The organism is Salinithrix halophila (assembly GCF_042650125.1).
In the GTDB taxonomy this organism is placed as follows: Bacteria; Bacillota; Bacilli; order Thermoactinomycetales; family DSM-45169; genus Salinithrix; species Salinithrix halophila.
This window is the reverse complement of record NZ_JBHSAP010000009.1, coordinates 353,882-371,648: the sequence shown is the minus strand read 5'-3', so window position 1 is coordinate 371,648 and position 17,767 is coordinate 353,882. Positions and strand designations below refer to the sequence as shown.

Below are 17,767 nucleotides of genomic sequence, written 5' to 3'. Positions count from 1 at the left end.
TAACTACCCAAGAATCCCATGGCTTCAGCCGTGTGGAGTCTCAATACGGCTCCTTTTGAGCCGAAAAAGAAGGATTTCTATAGGTTTACCCAAAACAGGTCTCATCCTACCATGGCGAAAGAGGAAAAACAATGCCTTTAACGATTTCACAGCACGCGTAGGGAACGGAGAAAGCGGAAATGAGACAATCCCATAAATTTTCCGATAAGGGTGTTCACATATTTGCCATCGACTTTTTTCTTAGAAACCATCTCACCGGATTTTCCATCATATGATACAATATTATTCTAGACGCAAGGAGGGTGGAGAGCGGTGGCAGATCAACAATCACCTTTTTCCCTTTTAAAGAAAAAGAACAATAATCAGGTAATGCAGAAAAAACCTGACAAAGGACGCCCGTGGCTGAAAAGCGTTCTTTTCACACTGACTGTCTTGTTTACAATTTTCCTTCTGGGAACGATGGCGACAGTAGGTGCAGCGGCGGGATATGTCGCATCGTTGGTCAAGGACGAGCCAGTCCGTGAGAAAGCTACACTGGAATCGAAAATTTCACAATGGAGTCAGACCAGTTATGCTTATTTCCGTGACGGTTCCCCCATCGGACGGATGAGGACCGACGCGGACCGGAAAGTGGTAACGGTGAAGGATGTCAGCCCTCACGTAATTGACGCCCTGCTTTCCACTGAGGATCGGGAATTCTACACCCATGAAGGGATTGTTCCCCGTTCGATTATGCGGGCTGTCTACCAAAAGGTGACCGGCGCCGATGCCCAGACCGGGGGAAGCACGATTACCCAGCAACTCGTGAAAAACTCCATCCTGGATGATCGCGGTAAAACGTTCGAACGGAAAGCCAAAGAGATATTCCTGGCTGTTCGGATGGATAATTTTTTCTCCAAGGACAAGATTCTAGGTGCTTATCTGAACAGCGTCTATTTCGGTCCTGGGGTAACCGGTCGTAATATGCTGGGTGTTCAGGCAGCGGCTCAGGGGATGTTCGGTAAGGATGCCAAGGATCTCAATTTGGCCCAATCCGCCTATATAGCTGGCATGGTGCAGCGCCCTAATGCTTATAATCCTTTCCGAGGCGAGAAATACCTGAAAAACGGAAAGCGGCGGATGAAGGCAGTTCTACGCAATATGGTAGAAAACAAGAAGATCACCGAAGCGGAATACAAGGAAGCGGCTCAATTTGACATCAAGAAGTCTTTGGCTAAAAAAGGGGAGAAAAACGCTTATTCAAAATACCCCTACATCACGATGGCCGTGGAAGAGGAAGCTGCTTCGATTCTCTTGAAAGCGGATGGAAATGATCCGAAAAAGTTGAGCAAACAAGGCAAATATGGGAGCACGCTTCAGAAATACCGGGGAGAGGTGCTAACCGGGGGGTACCGGATTTATACCACCATCGACCAAAAGGTCTATAAGGCGATGAACAAGGCGGCTCAGAATAACGATTTATACGCTTCACCGATCACCTACACGATGAACGGGCGGACGTATAAGAACGCCAAGGAGCAAGTGGGTGCCGCCCTTCTCGATACGAAGACCGGAGCTACCCTGGGCTTTGTGGGCGGACGAAATTTTAAGGATAGCCAAGTGAACCGCGCTTTGGGAAATGATGCTCCCCAACAGCCGGGTTCTGCGATTAAGCCGCTCCTTGATTTCGGACCAGCCCTTGATCGAGGCATCATCTCTCCGGAATCGATTATGATCGACGAACCTCTCGCCCATGCCAGCGGGGTTTACCGTAACTACACCCGTCGTTACGACGGAGCCATGACCGCGCGGGAAGCTCTGATGAAATCGATCAACATCCCGGCCATCAAGGCATTGCGTGCAGTAGGGGTGCAAGCGGGACTCGATTACCTGCGTAAGATGAACTTTCCGGTGCATGAGCATGACGGAGAAGCCTCTGCAATCGGCGGATTCACCTATGGGTTCACTCCCCAGCGGATGGCCGCAGGCTATGCCATGCTGGGCAACCAAGGAAAGTTCAATGAACCTTTCATGATCCAGCGGATTGAGGACGCCAATGGCAAGGTGGTATACGAACACAAACAAGATCCGGTTCAGGTGTTCTCCTCCCGGGCCGCATATTGGACGACCGATATGTTGCGGGACGTTGTCCGAAAAGGAACAGGGAATTACATAGGAGCTCGGGCACCGGGATACGATCTAGCTGGTAAAACAGGAACGACCAACAATACGTCCGATGTTTGGTTCATGGGTTATACGCCGGACATCACTCTCGGGGTCTGGATTGGGTACGACCAGAATAAATCCTTGCCCAACGACAAGCGGGCAAAGATCGTCTGGTCTGCGATCTTTAATGCGATTACCAAGAAAGATAGCAAACTCTCGCCCCCAGGGCACCGATTTAAGTACCAGTCTCCTCTCCCCTACAAGTGTTTCGAATGCAACAAGGTGAAAAAGAAAGAGGAGAATGACGGAGATGGCAATGGGGAGAAGGGCCCGCAGAAGCCGCCCGATCGGCAGACTCCCCCTCCTTCCAACGACAATCCGGAGACTGGAAATCCGGGAGGTGGCCAACAAGGGAATGGTGATAGTCCACCGCCACCCGATGATCCAGAAAACCCGGGAGATGACCAACAGGGGGACGAGGTCGGCATCCCACAGCCGCCCCCACCGTCAGAACAAGGGGATTAATAAGGAAACACCTTCCGTTTTTGCGGAAGGTGTTATTTTTTTGGATAACCCCAATTGGGTTATAGGCGGAGAAGGAATGATGTCGACCTTCGTCGAAATGGGTCATATTTCCATCAATGGAGGTGGAGATGAAACGGCCTTTATTTGTCGTAGCGGCGGGTTGGGCATCTGGGATCTTTCTAGGGGTGGGAACCCCTACTGCTTGGTGGATGTGGTTGGTTGCGACCGTTCTTGTGGGAACAGTCGGTGCCGGAGTGTTTTACTTTCATCGCCGGTATCTCACCATGACTTTGCTGACGGTGGCTTGTTTTGCCGGAGCTGCTCACTTTACTTGGGTGGACGGTCACAACGTATCCCGCCTTTCCGGTTCATCGCATGAAGGGACTGTGTGGGGGCGAGTCGCTTCCCTGCCGGACATCGATGGGGATCGTTTGCAGACGGAGTTGGCGGTGGACTGGATGGAGACGGAAGAAGGAAGGGTACGGATGAACGGGGAAAGGATCCTCCTCCGTATGTTCCTAAAGAGCCCAGCAGAGAAGCAAGCGGCTGATCGGCTGGAGAGGGGAACGGGGATCACTCTCCCTCTACGGTTGAAGCCTCCAGATCGGTCACGTAACCCCGGTGCCTTTGACTATCGGGAGTACCTCCATCGACGGCAGATTCACTGGGTGGGGGAGGGGAAGGGGTGGGGAACGGTCTTGACGGTTTCCCCGCCGGAAGGGTTTCTTCGCTATGCAGACCGTATACGCCGGTTTTTGGGAGAGCGGCTGGAAACCGTATATCCGGTAGAATCGGCGGGCCTCGTCAGAGGGATGCTGCTGGGGGAGCGGAAACAGGTGCCAGCCGCTACCGAAGAGGATTTCAAGACCTTGGGACTGGTTCACCTGTTGGCTATTTCCGGTCTGCACATGGGTATCTTCGTCACTTGTTTTTTCGGGGGACTCACCCTAGCGGGTGTAACCCGGGAGAAAGCGGCCATCTTTACCATGGCTCTTATCCCGCTCTATATCTTGCTCACCGGAGCAGGAGAGCCGGTCGTGCGGGCGGGGGTGATGGCGGAACTGGGGCTGATCGCTCTTCTTTGCAGAAAACAAGGGGACAGCCTTTCTTTTTTGGGTGCAGCCGCTCTTTTGTTGTTGTGGCTGAAGCCGTATGCGCTATTTGAAGCGGGCTTTCAGCTTTCTTTCGGGGTGACGTGGGCTCTGTTGATGGCTGCGGGTCCTATAGCCCGTGTACTTCCTTTTCCCTGGAAGTCGGTCAACAACGCTGTCGCTATCATGTTGACGGCCCAAGTGGCCTCTTTCCCTTTGCTTCTCTTCCATTTTCATTATCTTTCCTGGATCTCCTGGGGTGTTAATTTGGTTGTCGTCCCGGTGATCAGCCTTATCGCAGTTCCTCTTTCTTACGTGGCGCTACTCCTTTCTCTTATACATCCGGGGTTGTCTTGGCTTCCCGCCCAGCTGTCTTCGAAGATTTTGTCCAGTCTTTTCGATTGGTTGGGACTACTGGCAGACTGGAAAGGGGCGCAACGATCTGGGGGAAAGCCGTCGGTTTGGTGGATGGCCGGTTATGGAGCGGCTGCTTTATACCTGCTGAGGAGCTGGACTGGTGGTTCCCTGCGACGACGGCAACGGGGAGGAATCTCTCTGGTGGTCATGGTTGTTATTATTCTTCTCCCCCAGGCGTTCACTGGCGAAAAAGAGCTTCGGATCACCTTCCTCGATGTGGGCCAAGGAGATTGTGCGGTGATTGAAACCCCAGAAGGGCAAGTGATCCTGGTGGATGGTGGAGGTTCCCTCCCCTTTTCCCAGGAGAGATGGCGGGAGAAACGGCAATCGTACGATGTTGGGGAGCAAGCCCTGCTTCCTTTTCTCCGTTACCGGGGGATTAACCGGATTAACTGGCTGGTTATGACCCATGGGGATGCTGATCATATTGGCGGGCTGGCGGCAGTGGTAAGCCGTATTCCTGTTGAGGGGGTCATTCGTAATGCCCATCCGCCACAATCGTCATTGGAGGTTGAGTTGATGGAGACGTTGCGAGAATCCGGCGCTCGGATCTATTTACCACCGAAGGGGCCCCGTCGGTTGGAGAGGGGAGTTTCCTGGCAATTCCTTCACCCGGTCGGGGATGATTTGACCCGGAAGGTAACGGAAGGAACCAACGATGATTCCGTGGTTTTTTTGCTGCAGGCCGCAGGGAAGCGCCTTCTGTTCACAGGGGACATCGGAGAGGATGTGGAGAAGAAGATTTTGTCCAGGTGGAAGCTTCCTCCGGTCGACTTGCTAAAAGTTGCCCATCATGGCAGCCGCACCTCCACAGGAACCGATTGGTTACAGGGCATTCGCCCCCGTGAAGCAATCATCTCCGCTGGGCGGAACAACCGTTTCGGACATCCGACCCCTGAAGTGCTCAAACGACTAAAGGAGCAAGGAAGTCGCATTTGGCGAACCGACCGGGATGGGGCGCTTACGGTATTCATCCGGCCAGGGCGATGGCGGGTGGAGAAAATGATGGAGGGAGGCATTGACGAGTAGGGGATTGACGAAGAAAATCCGGCAGCCCGTGGTTGCGTTATTCCTCGTGAGAGATCAACCCTGGCTGATGGGGAAGCCCTCCTTTTTTATAGGGCTCTATTGACCGAAAGTAAACATAAGTTTAAATTTAAGACAGGTGTTTAATAGCAATAGAAAGCGAGGGGGGTTATGAAGAAGCCAATCACTGACAAAGAGGGATTTATCCTGGAAACGATCAGGCAGAATCCGTTTATCAGCCAGCAGGAGCTAGCGCGTGAGTTAGGTCTTTCTCGATCCGCCGTGGCAGGGATTATCGCTGGGTTAATCAAGCAGGGGAGAATCCTGGGGCGGGCCTATATGCTGGCAGAGGCAGAACGAGTGGTTTGCATCGGAGGAGCCAACATCGACCGAAAGGCTCGCACTGGGGGTCCGGTGGAACTCTATACGTCCAACCCGGTGCACGTTCACCGCTCCTTTGGAGGAGTCGCCCGCAACGTGGCAGAAAGTTTGGGGCGTGTCGGACTACCCGCTTACCTGATGACGGTGGTCGGGGATGATGCGGAAGGGCGAGCGCTCTTTCAGGAATGTGAAAAACACGGGGTGGATCTGAGTCTGAGCCGTCAGCTTCCGGGATTCAGAACAGGGAATTACACGGCGATCCTCGACCTCTCCGGGGAACTGTTCCTGGCTTTAGCAGACATGGAGGTTTACGAGGAAATGACCGCTTCCATGATGGAGGCCAACTGGCCTCGCATCCGGAATTCGGAAGTGGTCGCTGTGGATACCAATTTGCCGACCGATGCGCTGGAGTGGATGATCCAGCGTAGTAAAGCGGAAGCGGTCAAGTTGTGTATTCTCTCGGTTTCTGCTTCCAAGGCGAAACGCTTACCTAAAAGCCTGGTCGGGGTGGATCTCTTGATTGGAAACAGGGAGGAAGCCGGGGCGATGACCGGCGGGATGGTTCATTCGCGGCAGGATGTAGAGTCTGCCTGTCAGGAGTTGGTTCGCCGCGGGGTTCGGCGCGTTGTGATTACGATGGGGCCGGAAGGGGCGGTGTACCTGGAGGGACAGGGGAAAGCGGGCCGAGTTCCACCCGTGGAAGCCCAGGTGCGCGATGTGACAGGGGCGGGGGATGCTTTCGCTGCCGGGGTTATCGCCGGTTTGTGCCGCAAGCTGGAGCTAGAAACAGCCTGTCGCATTGGGATGGCCTTTGCCAAAGAGGCATTGGAATCCGAGCAGAGTGTTCCCCTGGCTTTGACACCGGCGTGGATGCAAAAACGATGGGAGGAGAATCATGGGATTCATCGATGAGGTGCTGATGTTTTCGCAGGAAGTAAAAGATGCAAGGGAGCAGGGTCGTCCCCTCGTTGCCCTGGAATCGACGATCATTTCCCATGGGATGCCATGGCCAGAGAATGTGACCACGGCTCTGGCGCTGGAAGAGGAAGTTCGCAGACAGGGGGCGGTTCCCGCCACCATCGCCATATTGGAGGGGAAAATGAGGGTGGGGCTGGAAGAGGAGGAGATCCGAAAGCTGGCCCAAAGTAGCGAGGTGATGAAAGTCAGCCGCCGGGACCTTCCCTGGGTGATCGCCACCGGTCGTGATGGAGCTACCACCGTGGCGGCAACCATGATTGTTGCCGCCTGGGCAGGAATCCCCATCTTTGCCACCGGGGGGATCGGTGGGGTCCACCGGCAGGGAGCAGATACCCTGGATATTTCTGCCGATTTGGAGGAGTTGTCACGAACCAACGTAGCGGTTGTCTGTGCGGGTGCTAAATCGATCCTCGATATCGGATTGACCCTGGAGTATCTGGAGACGCGTGGCGTCCCGGTGATTGGGGTCGGTACGGAGGAATTCCCGGCTTTCTACTGTCGCAAGAGCGGTTTTCCGGTGGATACCCAGCTGTCGATGCCGAAGGACATCGCCCGGCTGTTACAGGTGAAATGGGAGCTGGGCCTGGCGGGCGGTGCCGTCATTGCTAACCCGGTCCCCAAAGCGGATGCCCTGGATGAAGGAGAGATGGATACCATCATCGAGCAAGCGTTGGAAAAAGCGAAAGATCGAGGAATCACGGGTAAGGATGTGACTCCTTTCCTGCTGGGAGAAGTGAAAACCCTAACCGAAGGACGGAGTCTCGCTACCAACATCGCCCTGGTAAAAAACAACGCCCGTCTTGCGGCAGAAGTGGCACGGGGCTTGATCGGATTGCAAGGGAAGGATCAGTGACGGTGGCGAAGCCGCCTATGTGAAGCCTTCCTCCAGGTGAATGTTCAGGCAGGAGCGGTTCTCGATGTTAGAAGAACACAAAGGATACCGCGTTGTTGCAGACGCTCAGTTGGGTGTTGGGGATCATCGGTGCGTTGATGCTGTTTGCTTCGATGGGGGCGATGGGTAACCCCGGCGGAAGCTACAGGGACGCCCACGTGGAAGGAATGAAGGGCCGGGAACAAAAACGGGTAGACCGGAAGCGATCAACGGTTTGGTTGATCGGAGGCCTGATTTTGATCGGGGCATCCATATGTCTGGGAACGTTTTCTTGATGCGGTGAAATCATCAATAAACATGCAACGGGACTCCCCAGCAATAGTTGGGGATTTTTCTATTCTAGCATTCCCAATCGGGTGATCATCGGACTCGTGGATACAGACGCCGTGATCATCGGAGCGGGCAGCACGGTACATCGCAGCGGCGGCGGTTTTACCCGGTACGGACTGGTATTTTCTCAGGGGGCCCCTCAGCAGGGGCGGGAGAAAGGGGAGCAACTTGGCTGCCGCAGTTTCACCGATCCGGGTTTCCTGCCTTTTCCCCAAAAGGAGGGAGGGGCGGAAAAGGTGGAGGGCGGGCAGGTTGATTGTCCGAAGGGCTTCTTCCAGCTCCCCTTTCACCCGATTGTAGAACGGATTCCATCAGCCTGCTCTCCGCCGAGAGAAAGGTTCTCTATGGTACAATGAAGCATGTCAGGAAGAGAAGTCAAGTCTTCTTCCCATGCGATTTCCTTTTTTCGGGAGAACCGCCGCAACTTTTCGGACGTTTTCGTCGTCTGAAGAATAGGAGGGATGGGCGTGGTCGAAGCGGAGTGGATTGATAGCGCCCGGAAGGGGGACCGACAGGCCCTGACCCGGCTGTTGAAGGAAGTGGAAAAGCCGGTCTACCGTACAGCCTACTATTTACTAGGAAATGAGCAGGATGCGCTGGACGCCGCCCAAGAAGCACTCATGAGGATCTACGGGAAACTTTCCAGCTTCCGCGGAGAGTCGCGGTTTGAGACGTGGGCCCGGCGGATTGCCGTTCACACGGCCATCGATCTTTCCCGCAAGCGAAAGAAGACCGTCCCTCTGATGGAAGAGGTCGCCTCCGAAGCCGGCAAGGGAGCGAAAAGTCCGGTAGAGCGAACGGGAACGGTCGCTGATGTACGTTCGGCCATCGATCGTTTGCAGGGGCCGGAACGGATCGTCGTTGTCCTTCGTCATTTGCAGGATTATACCTATGATGAGATTGCCGAGGCGATGGAACTCCCTGTAGGCACGGTGAAGTCCCACCTATTCCGCGGGAGAAAAAAGTTGAAACGGTTGCTCGCCGATTACCAGGAAGGGGGGCTACTCCCTTGAGGTGCCGAGAATATCGAGATTGGATCCAGCGAGAGCTGGATGGTGACCTCTCCAACTGGGAGGAAAAAGAGTTGGAGAACCATATACAAACTTGCCCCGCCTGTGCACAGGAGAGGGCAGAGTGGCATCATCTCTCCGGTGGCCTGTTTCGATTCCCTGACGTGGAGCCCCCTTACTCCATCACCGATCGGGTTATGGAGAGAATTGCAGAAGAAGAAAAGCTTTCAGCCAATGGTTGGAGGCGAAAGGGGTTGCGGGCGGGTGGGGCTGCTGCTGCTGCAGTTCTGGTTATGTTGACCCTCCCCTTCGTCGATCCAGTCTCAAAAGATCAGCCCACAGAGACACGTCCGTCCACAAAGGAAAAAGGGACGGACGAGAACGGAGAGATCGGGATTCAGAGCCAACCGGGATCTGGGGATCGGAATGGAGACATAGGAATTCAAAGCACGGAAGAACGTCCTGGGCCGGTCTCCTCCCCAGACGGTAAATACCGGGCTACTGTAATCGGGAAGCAGGTGGTCATCAAAAATGGGGGTGGTAAAACGGTGTATCGCTCTCGGCCCTGGCCCTCAGGGGCGACAGCCGTCAAAATGGAATGGCGGGAGAAGAGACAGCTGTCTGTTTGGCTCCGGCGAGAATCGAAACAGGGAGGCCGGGGTGAGATACGGGAGATCGACCCCGCTTCAAAAACAGAGAGCAAAAGCCCTTGGCCGGGTTAATGGAGGTAGGCATGATGGATAGCAAACTTGAGCGGGAATTAAAAGCGGGTAAGATCGCCCCTGCCTATCTTTTTTACGGGACAGAAACCTTTCTGATCGGACAGGCCTGTACCCGGATTGAAAGTCAGGTTCTCTCCGGGGAAAGCTCGGCCTGGAACCGGACCGTGATGGATTTAGAAGAAGTTCCGATCCAGGAGTTAATTCAGGAGGCTGAAACCCCCTCGTTTTTCGGAGAGCGGCGGGTGGTGATCGGAAGAAATGCTTGGTTTCTGACCGCAGCCCGAGGAAAGGAGAAGGTCGACCACCGACCGGAGGAACTCCTTCGATATGTAGAACGCCCACTGGAAGAAAACGTGTTGATCTTGACTGTGCCAGCAGAAAAGCTGGATGCCCGTAAGAAAGTAGTCAAGGAGTTAAGAAAGCGTGTGCGAGAGGTCGTCTGTAACCCCTTGGAACCGAAGGAGCTTTCCGCCTGGGTGGCTGCTCGTCTCGGAGAAACGAAGGCCAAAATCCATCCCCAGGCTGGAGAGCGCCTAATCCAACAGGTAGGGCAAGATCTCCGGATGTTATCCATGGAAATCGATAAATTGGCTGCTTACGTGGGAGCAGGAGGAACGATTACGCCGGATACAGTAGCTGAGCTGGTTCCTCGGACCATGGAACAGGACGTTTTCAAATTGGTGGATCGGGTGGCACGCCGTCAGGCGGGGGAAGCTTTGGCCGTTTTTTATGACTTGCTCTGCAACCGGGAGGAACCCATCCGGATCCTTTCACTGATCATCCGCCAGTTTCGCCTGATGCTCCAAGTGAAAGTGCTGTCAGAGCAAGGGAAGGGAGAGCGGGAAATCGCCTCGCTCCTCAAGGTTCATCCTTACCCTGTCAAATTGGCTTTTCGCCAGGGACGTTCCTATTCCGAAGAGACGTTGCGAAATCTTCTCTCTCGCTCGATCGAGACCGACAGGATGATTAAATCTGGCCAGATCGACAAAACTTTAGCCGTAGAACGGCTGCTCTTGTCGGTAGCGGAGGTGCGAATCGGCAGTTCGGCCCCCTGAATCTCTGCTTTCAATCGATCCTCCAACCCGCTGCTACTCGTAGCCGGGCTTTTCTTCGTTCACCACTATGGAACCTTCCCGTTGAAACAAGGGCTTAGAGGGAAGAGTATAGAAAAACGCTAAAAAGACTTTGCAAAAATCCGAACCTACCGGAATGAGAAGACCTAGTGAGGTGAGGTTGGAGGATGATTTAGTCGAAAGGGTGACCCCCATGAAGATTGTGAGCGGATGCTTTGCGGGCATCCATTGTACCTATAAGAAAGGGCACAACCGAGTCGGTGAGATTCAGCGACTGGTAAAGGAAGGACGGGCACTCCCTGTCTGCCCCGAGCAGTTGGGTGGTTTGCCCACACCCCGCCCTCCTGCAGAAATTATCGGAGGAGATGGTGAGGACGTTCTGGACGGCAAAGCGAAGGTGATCGACAATACTGGTAAGGATGTGACTCCCGAATTCTTGGCTGGAGCGAGGGAAGTGCTGGATATGGCCCGCTCCGTTGGGGCAACGGAAGCGATCCTCAAGGAGCGGAGTCCTTCCTGTGGAAGTTGCATGATTTACGATGGCACTTTCAGTGGTGTCAAAAAGCCCGGCCTCGGCGTCACCGCAGCCCTCCTGCGCCGTCACGGAATCCGAGTCACTTCGGAAGAAACATGGGAAGGGATGGAGGATAAGGAGAAAGAAAAGGGACAAGATGAGGAATAAGGGGGATTACGATCTCCTTCGGAGGCCGTTTCTCAACGGCTTTTTTGCTTTTGGATTTCTTAAAAAGAGAGGAGTATGGGGCGATGATCCGGAAGACAGAGATGAAAAACCCAGCCGTAGCCTGCTTTCGGTTGATGACGAAAGGAGACTGTCAGCATCCATGACCGGGAGACTTCCGGAAACCCATCGACTTGTTTTTCGCCCTTACACCCTGGATGACCTTGAATTTTACGCCTCGCTTTGGGGAGACCCTCAGGTGGTCCGTTACATAGGGAGTGGAAGAACGAAAACCGCGAAAGAGGCGGCTCGCACCCTTCATCGGTGGCTCGTTTCCGCTAGCGTGGACAGCGGGGCGGGTCTCTTCTTGGCCATTGACAAATCTACAGGCTGCCGGGTGGGCCATGCGGGAATTGTCCGGCAGAACTTGGACGGATGTGCGGAGTGGGAAATCGGTTACTGGTTGGCGCCGGAATGGTGGGGACAAGGGCTGGCAAAAGAAGCTGCCGGGGCATTCCGCGATTATGGCTTTCGCCAATTGGGAAAAAAACGCCTGATCGCTTTAGTGCAATCGGAAAACAAAGCTTCTGCATCAGTGGCGAAGGCAGTGGGGATGGAGATCGAACGTGATCTCATGTTGAACGGAAGACGGGTTCATCTGTTCAGTGTATGGGGCCCGCTTTGATTGCGACAACACACAAGAGCCAGGCTTTATAGCCTGGCTCTTGTGTGTTTACTCCTGATCGGTCAGGTAGACGCGGTGGTTTCGGAAGAAGGAGGAAAGGTCCTGACCGCTGGTCTCTTCCATGATGCGGATAAAGTCGCGGGTGGTGGCGATCCCGTACCTTTTCTCCTTGAAGTAAGCCTGCATCGACTGGTAGAACTGGCGATTCCCTAGTTCCATACGCAGGTCATTTAAAGTGGAGGCGCCATAGGAGTATATCATATGGTAGTAGGCGTTAATTCCTTGTTCGCCCCGGGCAGTGAAAGTGGACACGGGAGAGGAAAGGTGGTAATAAGGTTCTTCAGGGGGAGAGACACTTAGGGAATCGAGACTTTTGTCGTATAGGGCCTCGGAGAAGGTGGCAAATGACTCGTCCAACCAGGGTTCATCGTATTCGTTGTTACCGATGAGGCCATAGAACCACTGATGGCCATTCTCATGGGCGACGACGGATTTTACCCACTCTTCCTTTGGGTCTTCGTGGAGCGAAATCATAATCAACTGAGGATATTCCATCCCGCCGAACCAGCCTTCCATGCTGACCACGTCCAGTTCCGGCCAGGGATACTTTCCGAACTTTTTGCTGAAAAGATTGATTGAATCAATCCCAGATTCCAGCATGGCGTCAGCAAATTTGGCGTGTTTATCCGTATAGTAGACATTGACTTTCACCTTGCCGGCCATGCCGGATTTCACTTTGTAAGTAGGGTCCATCTCGATGGCGAAGTCACGCACATTTTTGGCAATGTAACGATGGGTTGCCCATTTGCCGTAGACTTTGGGTTTTCCCTTTTCCGTACCGGTTGCGGCTATTACCTGTTCCTTTTCTGTGGTCAACCGAACATCAAAGTCTCCGGTCAGAGAGTAAAAGCTTTCCCCGTAGGGGAAATAGGGGTCCACGTTCCAGCCTTCATCATCGTAAGTCGCCAGGATCGGGAACCAGTTTCCCAAGGAGACGGTAGTGCCGTCCCAACCGAAGCGGTCCCGAGCCTCGGGCACCTGGACGGTAAAAGACATCTGCACCTTGACTGGGTCGTTTTTGGGGATCGCTAGGCCTGTGATATGGAGTCTCGTTTCCTTCAGAGTGAAATCGGAGGGATATTCGTCCACCTTGACTTGATGGATTTGTACTCCACCGCCTTGCTTCGTGAAGGATTCGGCGTTGGCCCAGACATTGAACCAAAGATCTTTCATCTTCTTATTCAAATCGTTTTGGAAGCGGACGGTCATGGTTCCGTCGATCCGGTGTTTTTTGCTGTTGTAACGGACGTCCATCGTATAGTCGGGGTTGGAGGGGCCGAGTATCTTGCTGTTTGACTTGGCTTTCCCACGAGGGATCGGAGACGGGTGCAACTCTTTGATCCCGACCTGGGATGAGGGGTGATAGGCACCGGGCACTTTGGTTATTTCCGTTTTTTCTTTTGCTCGGGTGGGAACCGGTAGAAAGGCCGACCCGATTAACAGGGCAGCAGTCCCCAGCATGAGAAAACGACGGAGTGGGATTTTTCCCATCATGAAAAAACCTCCTTTATTTGGCTCTCGATACCATTAATTCGAGGCCCTAAGGAGATTTCCTTCCATGGTACAACAAAATCAGAGAAACATTTCCCTTATTCTGACACCCGACGACAAAAGGGCGGTGGTTTTCACTCCACCGCTGTCGTTTCCACCTGTTTTCGGATTTGCTGATATTGCCGATACATCGCTAATCGCCAGGGAAGCAACATCCCGAAAGCGAGGACGAAGAAGATTCCTGCCGTCTGTTGCAGGGTGATCAATTGTTCCACATATTCATGGGCTAACATCCGCACTCCCAACAGCACGAACAAAATCCAGATGAAGGCTTTGGATCGTTTTAAGTAGATGTCGCCGTCCACCAGGTGGAAGCGGGAGGTTCGGATCAGGGGATAAGCGAAGAGGACTGCCCCGATCATGAAGGCAGCCAGTCCCCAGGAGAGAGGAATGCGCGCCGGTGGATAGAGAAACATGAGGAATCCCGTACTCATACCGACGGGGGGCATGAGGATTTTCATTCGATTCGTCGGCTTCCGGGCTGATCGGAGACGAATAATGATAAACATCAGGGCCATGATTACTGTCCCTAGGGTAACAGTCAGATGATTGACCGGGAGCGGCTGTCCCATCGATTAAGGGTCTCCTTTCTAGCAGAGCAGAGGACGTTTCCATTCATCCCTTGTACAGATTTCCTTCTCTGATCCGTATTATACCATCTAATAGGGGACAAATTGACTGGGGGGTTGTTTTTCCGGATACAATGGAGAAGAAAGGCGTTGCGTATCAAAGATACCGAGAGTATGATAGAAGACGATATCATTTGAATCAAGAGGCGATGATGGAGAAGAGTAGCGCGGGACGGGCCCGCCCAGAGAACCGGCGGATGGTGCGAGCCGGTGGGGCCGCCGTGTGAATGGGCTTCGGAGCTGTCCTCCCGAAATACCGGAAACGAACGGTAAAGGGAGGACCGGTATGTCGGCCGATATCCGGCGAGAGTGCACCCTCGGCAGGGGGTGAAGTTGGGTGGTACCGCGAGCGATCCTCGTCCCTTTTTGGGGCGAGGTTTTTTATTTTTTAAGAGGAGTGATGGGTCATGGCACGTGTCTTTTCAGGTATGCAGCCCACGGGCAACCTCCACCTGGGAAATTACCTGGGGGCGTTGAAGCGTTTCATTCCTTTGCAGGAAGAGGCCGAGTCATTCTTTTGTGTGGTGGATCTCCACGCATTGACGGTGCCACGGGATCCTGAAGATCTGCGAAAAAAAACCGTTGAACTTGCAGCCCTCTATGTGGCAGCAGGACTGGACCCGGAGAAGGCGACTCTTTTCGCCCAGTCCCATAATCCTCACCACGCGGAAGCGGGTTGGTTGTTACAGTGCGTCACCCGGATGGGAGAACTAAGCCGGATGACCCAGTTTAAAGACAAGAGTCAGGGTTCCGACTCGGTGACCGCTGGTCTGTTTACCTATCCGGCCCTGATGGCGGGGGACATTCTTCTCTATCAGGCTGACGAAGTACCCGTCGGTGAGGACCAAAAACAGCATCTGGAATTGGCCCGAGATCTGGCCGAGCGTTTCAATCGCCAGTATGGGGAAACGTTTACCATTCCAGAACCCCGGATCGGGGAGACGGGAGCTCGTATCATGGGCCTCGATAATCCCGAGAAGAAAATGAGCAAGAGTGCCGCCAGTGAAGCCAACTTCATCGGTCTTCTGGAGGACGAAAAGTCTATTGTGAAAAAGTTCAAGCGGGCGGTCACCGACTCGGAGAACGACATTCGCTATGACCCGGAAAAAAAACCCGGGGTGAGCAACCTCCTTTCCATCATGAGCGTCATTACCGGCAAGCCGGTACAAACCCTAACGGAGGAATATCAGGGTAAAGGGTACGGTCACCTGAAGGTGGATACGGCGGAAGTGGTGATCCAGGAGTTGAAACCGATCCAGGAACGCTTCCGGGAGCTAACGCAAACCGGAGAGATCGAAGAAGTGTTGGCCAAAGGGGCCGAGAAAGCCCGAGCCGCATCCGAGAAAACAATGGCCCGCATGAAAGAAGTAATGGGCCTGATCCCAGGGCGGTAACCATCCATACAAAAACGACCATCAATCCATAGGATGGTCGTTTTTGTATGGATCCTCTTCTTTTATCGATAAGCCTGATACCAATGATAAGGTTGAATTTCCTTCAGTGATTGATAACGAAGTTGGCCATCAGGTGTATAAACGGCAGCTTTGACTTGGGGCCCCCAGTAGAACAACCTTTCTTGACATACACCGCAAGGGGTTAGGATTTGGAAAGGAGAAATCGCGTTCTCGCGCACAATGCAGATGGAATGAGTGACAATCTGGTTGAGCTTGTGGGCTTCGCATATGCAACCGGTTTCTATACATAGCTCTGTCGAGGCATTGATGGCCTCTGGGGCTACGCTTGTTAAAATCATTCCGTTTTCCGTGCCCATTGCTGCTGCTCCTCCCCAACCTGTGGGGTACCTTTTTTCAATGAGTTTAATGGCTGCCTGGTACAGCCGCTGCTCCATATCCAAGGTATTCATCCTCTCACGAAAAAACAAAAACACCCGTGGCCCTGTCGGAAAGGAATCGGGTGTTTCTTGGGAAGTATGTCAGCCGTTCAGGGCGTTGTACTTCTGTTCCAGGCGGGACTTTTGACGGGCTACAGCATTTTTGTGCAGCAGACCTTTAGTCGCGGCCTTGTCCAGTTTCTTCTTGGCATCCCGCAGCAGAGTGCCGGCTTGTTCCTGGTCCTTTTGTTCCACGGCGGCCAAGAAGCGCTTGACGGAGGTGCGCATCGCGGATTTTTGGGCAATCCGGTGCTGGCGCCGTTTTTCGTTGGTCTTGGTCCGTTTGATGGCGGATTTGATGTTAGGCATGGTCTCACCTCCCGCTCCAATCGTTGTTACGCCTCTAAGCAAGCAACACGTCAAATTCTATCATGGCGATTTGTAAAAAGCAAGAACCTCATGAAGGGTTCCCGAGTGCCGACTGTGATTCGGCAAAAAGGACCGAATAAAGAACCTCAACTATTGGAGAAAATGGAAGAAAGTCGACAAAAGGGGATGGACGAATCATGGCGGATAACGGCCAGCAGGAACAGGGAAAAAAACTGGATCTGGGGAGGTTTCCCGTCCGGACAGACTTGGCCCGTGAAGCTCATGACATGGCATTGCAGGAGCGGGGGGACCAAGGGGAGATTCCCGGAATCCAGATAGACGAATACGAGGAACACGGAATTATGACGAGCTGGATACGGATCCAGGATGATCATGGAGCCCAGGAATTAGGGAAACAGCCGGGTCTTTATCTTACCCTGGAGGTGCCGGATCTCAGAAGTCAGGATTCCAAGTTGCAAAAGCGGGTAATGACCAAGTTCTCGCATGAGTTTGAACGTTTTATGCGGGAAGTGGGTGTGGACCCCAATGCCCGTGTCCTGATCGTGGGCCTGGGTAACCGAAATGTGACGGCAGATGCCCTTGGCCCGTTTGTTGTCAAGCATACGATGGTCACCCGTCATCTTTTCGAGCTGATGCCGGATCAGGTGGAGGCGGGTTATCGGCCAGTAGCGGCCATTTCTCCAGGGGTTTTGGGAACGACGGGGATGGAGACGAGCGAGATTATATTTGGGGTTGTGGAGAAAACCCGGCCTGATGTGATTATCGCTATCGACGCGCTTGCTTCCCGGGCGCTTTCCCGGGTGAACACGACCATTCAAGTGGCGGATACCGGTATTAATCCTGGTTCGGGGGTGGGGAACAAACGAAAAGCCCTCAACCGGGACTTCCTAGGGATACCAGTTATTGCCATCGGCATTCCCACCGTTGTCGATGCGACCACGATCGCTTATGATACCGCCAATTTTGTACTGGCTCATCTCAACCGGGAGATGAATCAAACCAAGCCGACCAACCCCCTGGATCCCCTCAACCGGGCGAGCGTGAAAGAGCTTCAATCCCAGGAGATCGCCCCAGAAGCCCGTCAACATATGATGGGCATTGTGGGTACATTAGGGGATGCGGAGAAGCGACAACTGATCCATGAGGTTTTGGAACCTCTGGGGCAAAACCTCATTGTGACACCGAAGGAAGTGGATGCTTTTATCGGTGATATGGGCAAATTGGTTGCTGATGGGCTCAATTGCGCCCTTCACGAAGCGGTCAACCCGGAGAACGTTTCCGCTCACGTCAACTGAAGGAGCGTTCTCGCAATCTATCGACCGAGGTTCTACCCGGTTCCCTTCCTTCATATA

17 protein-coding genes and 1 other annotated feature are annotated in these 17,767 nt (G+C 53.6%); of the genes, 13 read left to right on the top strand and 4 right to left on the bottom strand.

Translation table 11 applies throughout. From position 1 onward, the window contains the following. Nucleotides 1–312: 312 nt before the first annotated feature. From ACFOUO_RS08090 to ACFOUO_RS08040, 11 genes are all read left to right on the top strand, one after another. Nucleotides 313–2,670 (top strand): transglycosylase domain-containing protein, encoded by a 2,358-nt coding sequence (locus tag ACFOUO_RS08090; protein WP_380704024.1) that lies wholly within the window; start codon nt 313–315, stop codon nt 2,668–2,670. 128 nt (nt 2,671–2,798) lie between these two features. Further along, complete coding sequence (locus ACFOUO_RS08085; protein ID WP_380704022.1) at nt 2,799–5,207, top strand: DNA internalization-related competence protein ComEC/Rec2; 2,409 nt, start codon at nt 2,799–2,801, stop codon at nt 5,205–5,207. 168 nt (nt 5,208–5,375) lie between these two features. Further along, nucleotides 5,376–6,497, top strand: a complete 1,122-nt coding sequence (locus ACFOUO_RS08080; protein WP_380704020.1) for a carbohydrate kinase — start codon at nt 5,376–5,378, stop codon at nt 6,495–6,497. Beyond that, the gene (locus tag ACFOUO_RS08075) at nt 6,481–7,416 is read left to right on the top strand and encodes a pseudouridine-5'-phosphate glycosidase (RefSeq protein WP_380704018.1); all 936 of its coding nucleotides are present in this window, start codon (nt 6,481–6,483) and stop codon (nt 7,414–7,416) included. Before ACFOUO_RS08080 ends, ACFOUO_RS08075 begins: the two co-directional genes overlap by 17 nt. Before the next feature lie 95 nt (nt 7,417–7,511). Continuing rightward, nucleotides 7,512–7,730, top strand: coding sequence for a hypothetical protein (locus tag ACFOUO_RS08070; RefSeq protein ID WP_380704016.1), 219 nt, complete (start codon nt 7,512–7,514; stop codon nt 7,728–7,730). Between the two features lie 81 nt (nt 7,731–7,811). Continuing rightward, nucleotides 7,812–8,141, top strand: coding sequence for a hypothetical protein (locus tag ACFOUO_RS08065; RefSeq protein ID WP_380704014.1), 330 nt, complete (start codon nt 7,812–7,814; stop codon nt 8,139–8,141). Between the two features lie 105 nt (nt 8,142–8,246). Next, nucleotides 8,247–8,798 (top strand): RNA polymerase sigma factor, encoded by a 552-nt coding sequence (locus ACFOUO_RS08060; protein WP_380704012.1) that lies wholly within the window; start codon nt 8,247–8,249, stop codon nt 8,796–8,798. Continuing rightward, nucleotides 8,795–9,517, top strand: a complete 723-nt coding sequence (locus tag ACFOUO_RS08055; protein WP_380704010.1) for an anti-sigma factor family protein — start codon at nt 8,795–8,797, stop codon at nt 9,515–9,517. The genes ACFOUO_RS08060 and ACFOUO_RS08055 overlap by 4 nt, the downstream gene beginning before the upstream one ends. A 14-nt stretch (nt 9,518–9,531) precedes the next feature. Continuing rightward, nucleotides 9,532–10,572 carry a DNA polymerase III subunit delta gene (gene holA / locus ACFOUO_RS08050; protein WP_380704008.1) on the top strand — a complete coding sequence of 347 codons (1,041 nt, stop codon included), beginning with the start codon at nt 9,532–9,534 and terminating at the stop codon, nt 10,570–10,572. 211 nt (nt 10,573–10,783) lie between these two features. Further along, nucleotides 10,784–11,272 carry a DUF523 domain-containing protein gene (locus tag ACFOUO_RS08045; protein ID WP_380704006.1) on the top strand — a complete coding sequence of 163 codons (489 nt, stop codon included), beginning with the start codon at nt 10,784–10,786 and terminating at the stop codon, nt 11,270–11,272. A gap of 160 nt (nt 11,273–11,432) precedes the next feature. Continuing rightward, nucleotides 11,433–11,954, top strand: coding sequence for a GNAT family N-acetyltransferase (locus tag ACFOUO_RS08040; protein WP_380704004.1), 522 nt, complete (start codon nt 11,433–11,435; stop codon nt 11,952–11,954). A 48-nt stretch (nt 11,955–12,002) separates the two neighbouring features. On the opposite strand, the gene ACFOUO_RS08035 is transcribed toward ACFOUO_RS08040, so the two are convergent. Next, the gene (locus ACFOUO_RS08035) at nt 12,003–13,508 is read right to left on the bottom strand and encodes a M1 family metallopeptidase (RefSeq protein WP_380704002.1); all 1,506 of its coding nucleotides are present in this window, start codon (nt 13,506–13,508) and stop codon (nt 12,003–12,005) included. Between the two features lie 131 nt (nt 13,509–13,639). Then, nucleotides 13,640–14,137: a CcdC family protein gene (locus tag ACFOUO_RS08030; protein WP_380704000.1), complete on the bottom strand. Its 498-nt coding sequence runs from the start codon at nt 14,135–14,137 to the stop codon at nt 13,640–13,642. Nucleotides 14,138–14,334: 197 nt separating this feature from the next. After that, nucleotides 14,335–14,561: a binding site (T-box leader), on the top strand. A 40-nt stretch (nt 14,562–14,601) separates the two neighbouring features. Here ACFOUO_RS08030 and trpS point away from each other — a divergent pair. Continuing rightward, nucleotides 14,602–15,588 (top strand): tryptophan--tRNA ligase, encoded by a 987-nt coding sequence (gene trpS, locus ACFOUO_RS08025; protein WP_380703998.1) that lies wholly within the window; start codon nt 14,602–14,604, stop codon nt 15,586–15,588. 62 nt (nt 15,589–15,650) lie between these two features. On the opposite strand, the gene ACFOUO_RS08020 is transcribed toward trpS, so the two are convergent. After that, complete coding sequence (locus ACFOUO_RS08020; RefSeq protein ID WP_380703996.1) at nt 15,651–16,049, bottom strand: cytidine deaminase; 399 nt, start codon at nt 16,047–16,049, stop codon at nt 15,651–15,653. A 78-nt stretch (nt 16,050–16,127) separates the two neighbouring features. Then, nucleotides 16,128–16,394, bottom strand: a complete 267-nt coding sequence (rpsT, locus tag ACFOUO_RS08015) for a 30S ribosomal protein S20 (RefSeq protein WP_380703994.1) — start codon at nt 16,392–16,394, stop codon at nt 16,128–16,130. 197 nt (nt 16,395–16,591) lie between these two features. On the opposite strand from rpsT, the gene gpr reads away from it, so the two are divergent. Further along, nucleotides 16,592–17,710, top strand: coding sequence for a GPR endopeptidase (gene gpr / locus ACFOUO_RS08010; RefSeq protein ID WP_380703992.1), 1,119 nt, complete (start codon nt 16,592–16,594; stop codon nt 17,708–17,710). Nucleotides 17,711–17,767 lie beyond the last annotated feature (57 nt).

Bases quoted from the DNA above. Each gene is read 5' to 3' on its own strand.
- ACFOUO_RS08085 (WP_380704022.1), top strand. From the start codon at position 2,799: ATGAAACGGCCTTTATTTGTCGTAGCGGCGGGTTGGGCATCTGGGATC.
- ACFOUO_RS08080 (WP_380704020.1), top strand. From the start codon at position 5,376: ATGAAGAAGCCAATCACTGACAAAGAGGGATTTATCCTGGAAACGATC.
- ACFOUO_RS08075 (WP_380704018.1), top strand. From the start codon at position 6,481: ATGGGATTCATCGATGAGGTGCTGATGTTTTCGCAGGAAGTAAAAGAT.
- ACFOUO_RS08060 (WP_380704012.1), top strand. From the start codon at position 8,247: ATGGGCGTGGTCGAAGCGGAGTGGATTGATAGCGCCCGGAAGGGGGAC.
- holA (WP_380704008.1), top strand. From the start codon at position 9,532: ATGGATAGCAAACTTGAGCGGGAATTAAAAGCGGGTAAGATCGCCCCT.
- ACFOUO_RS08045 (WP_380704006.1), top strand. From the start codon at position 10,784: ATGAAGATTGTGAGCGGATGCTTTGCGGGCATCCATTGTACCTATAAG.
- ACFOUO_RS08040 (WP_380704004.1), top strand. From the start codon at position 11,433: ATGACCGGGAGACTTCCGGAAACCCATCGACTTGTTTTTCGCCCTTAC.
- ACFOUO_RS08035 (WP_380704002.1), bottom strand. From the start codon at position 13,508: ATGATGGGAAAAATCCCACTCCGTCGTTTTCTCATGCTGGGGACTGCT.
- ACFOUO_RS08030 (WP_380704000.1), bottom strand. From the start codon at position 14,137: ATGGGACAGCCGCTCCCGGTCAATCATCTGACTGTTACCCTAGGGACA.
- trpS (WP_380703998.1), top strand. From the start codon at position 14,602: ATGGCACGTGTCTTTTCAGGTATGCAGCCCACGGGCAACCTCCACCTG.
- rpsT (WP_380703994.1), bottom strand. From the start codon at position 16,394: ATGCCTAACATCAAATCCGCCATCAAACGGACCAAGACCAACGAAAAA.
- gpr (WP_380703992.1), top strand. From the start codon at position 16,592: ATGGCGGATAACGGCCAGCAGGAACAGGGAAAAAAACTGGATCTGGGG.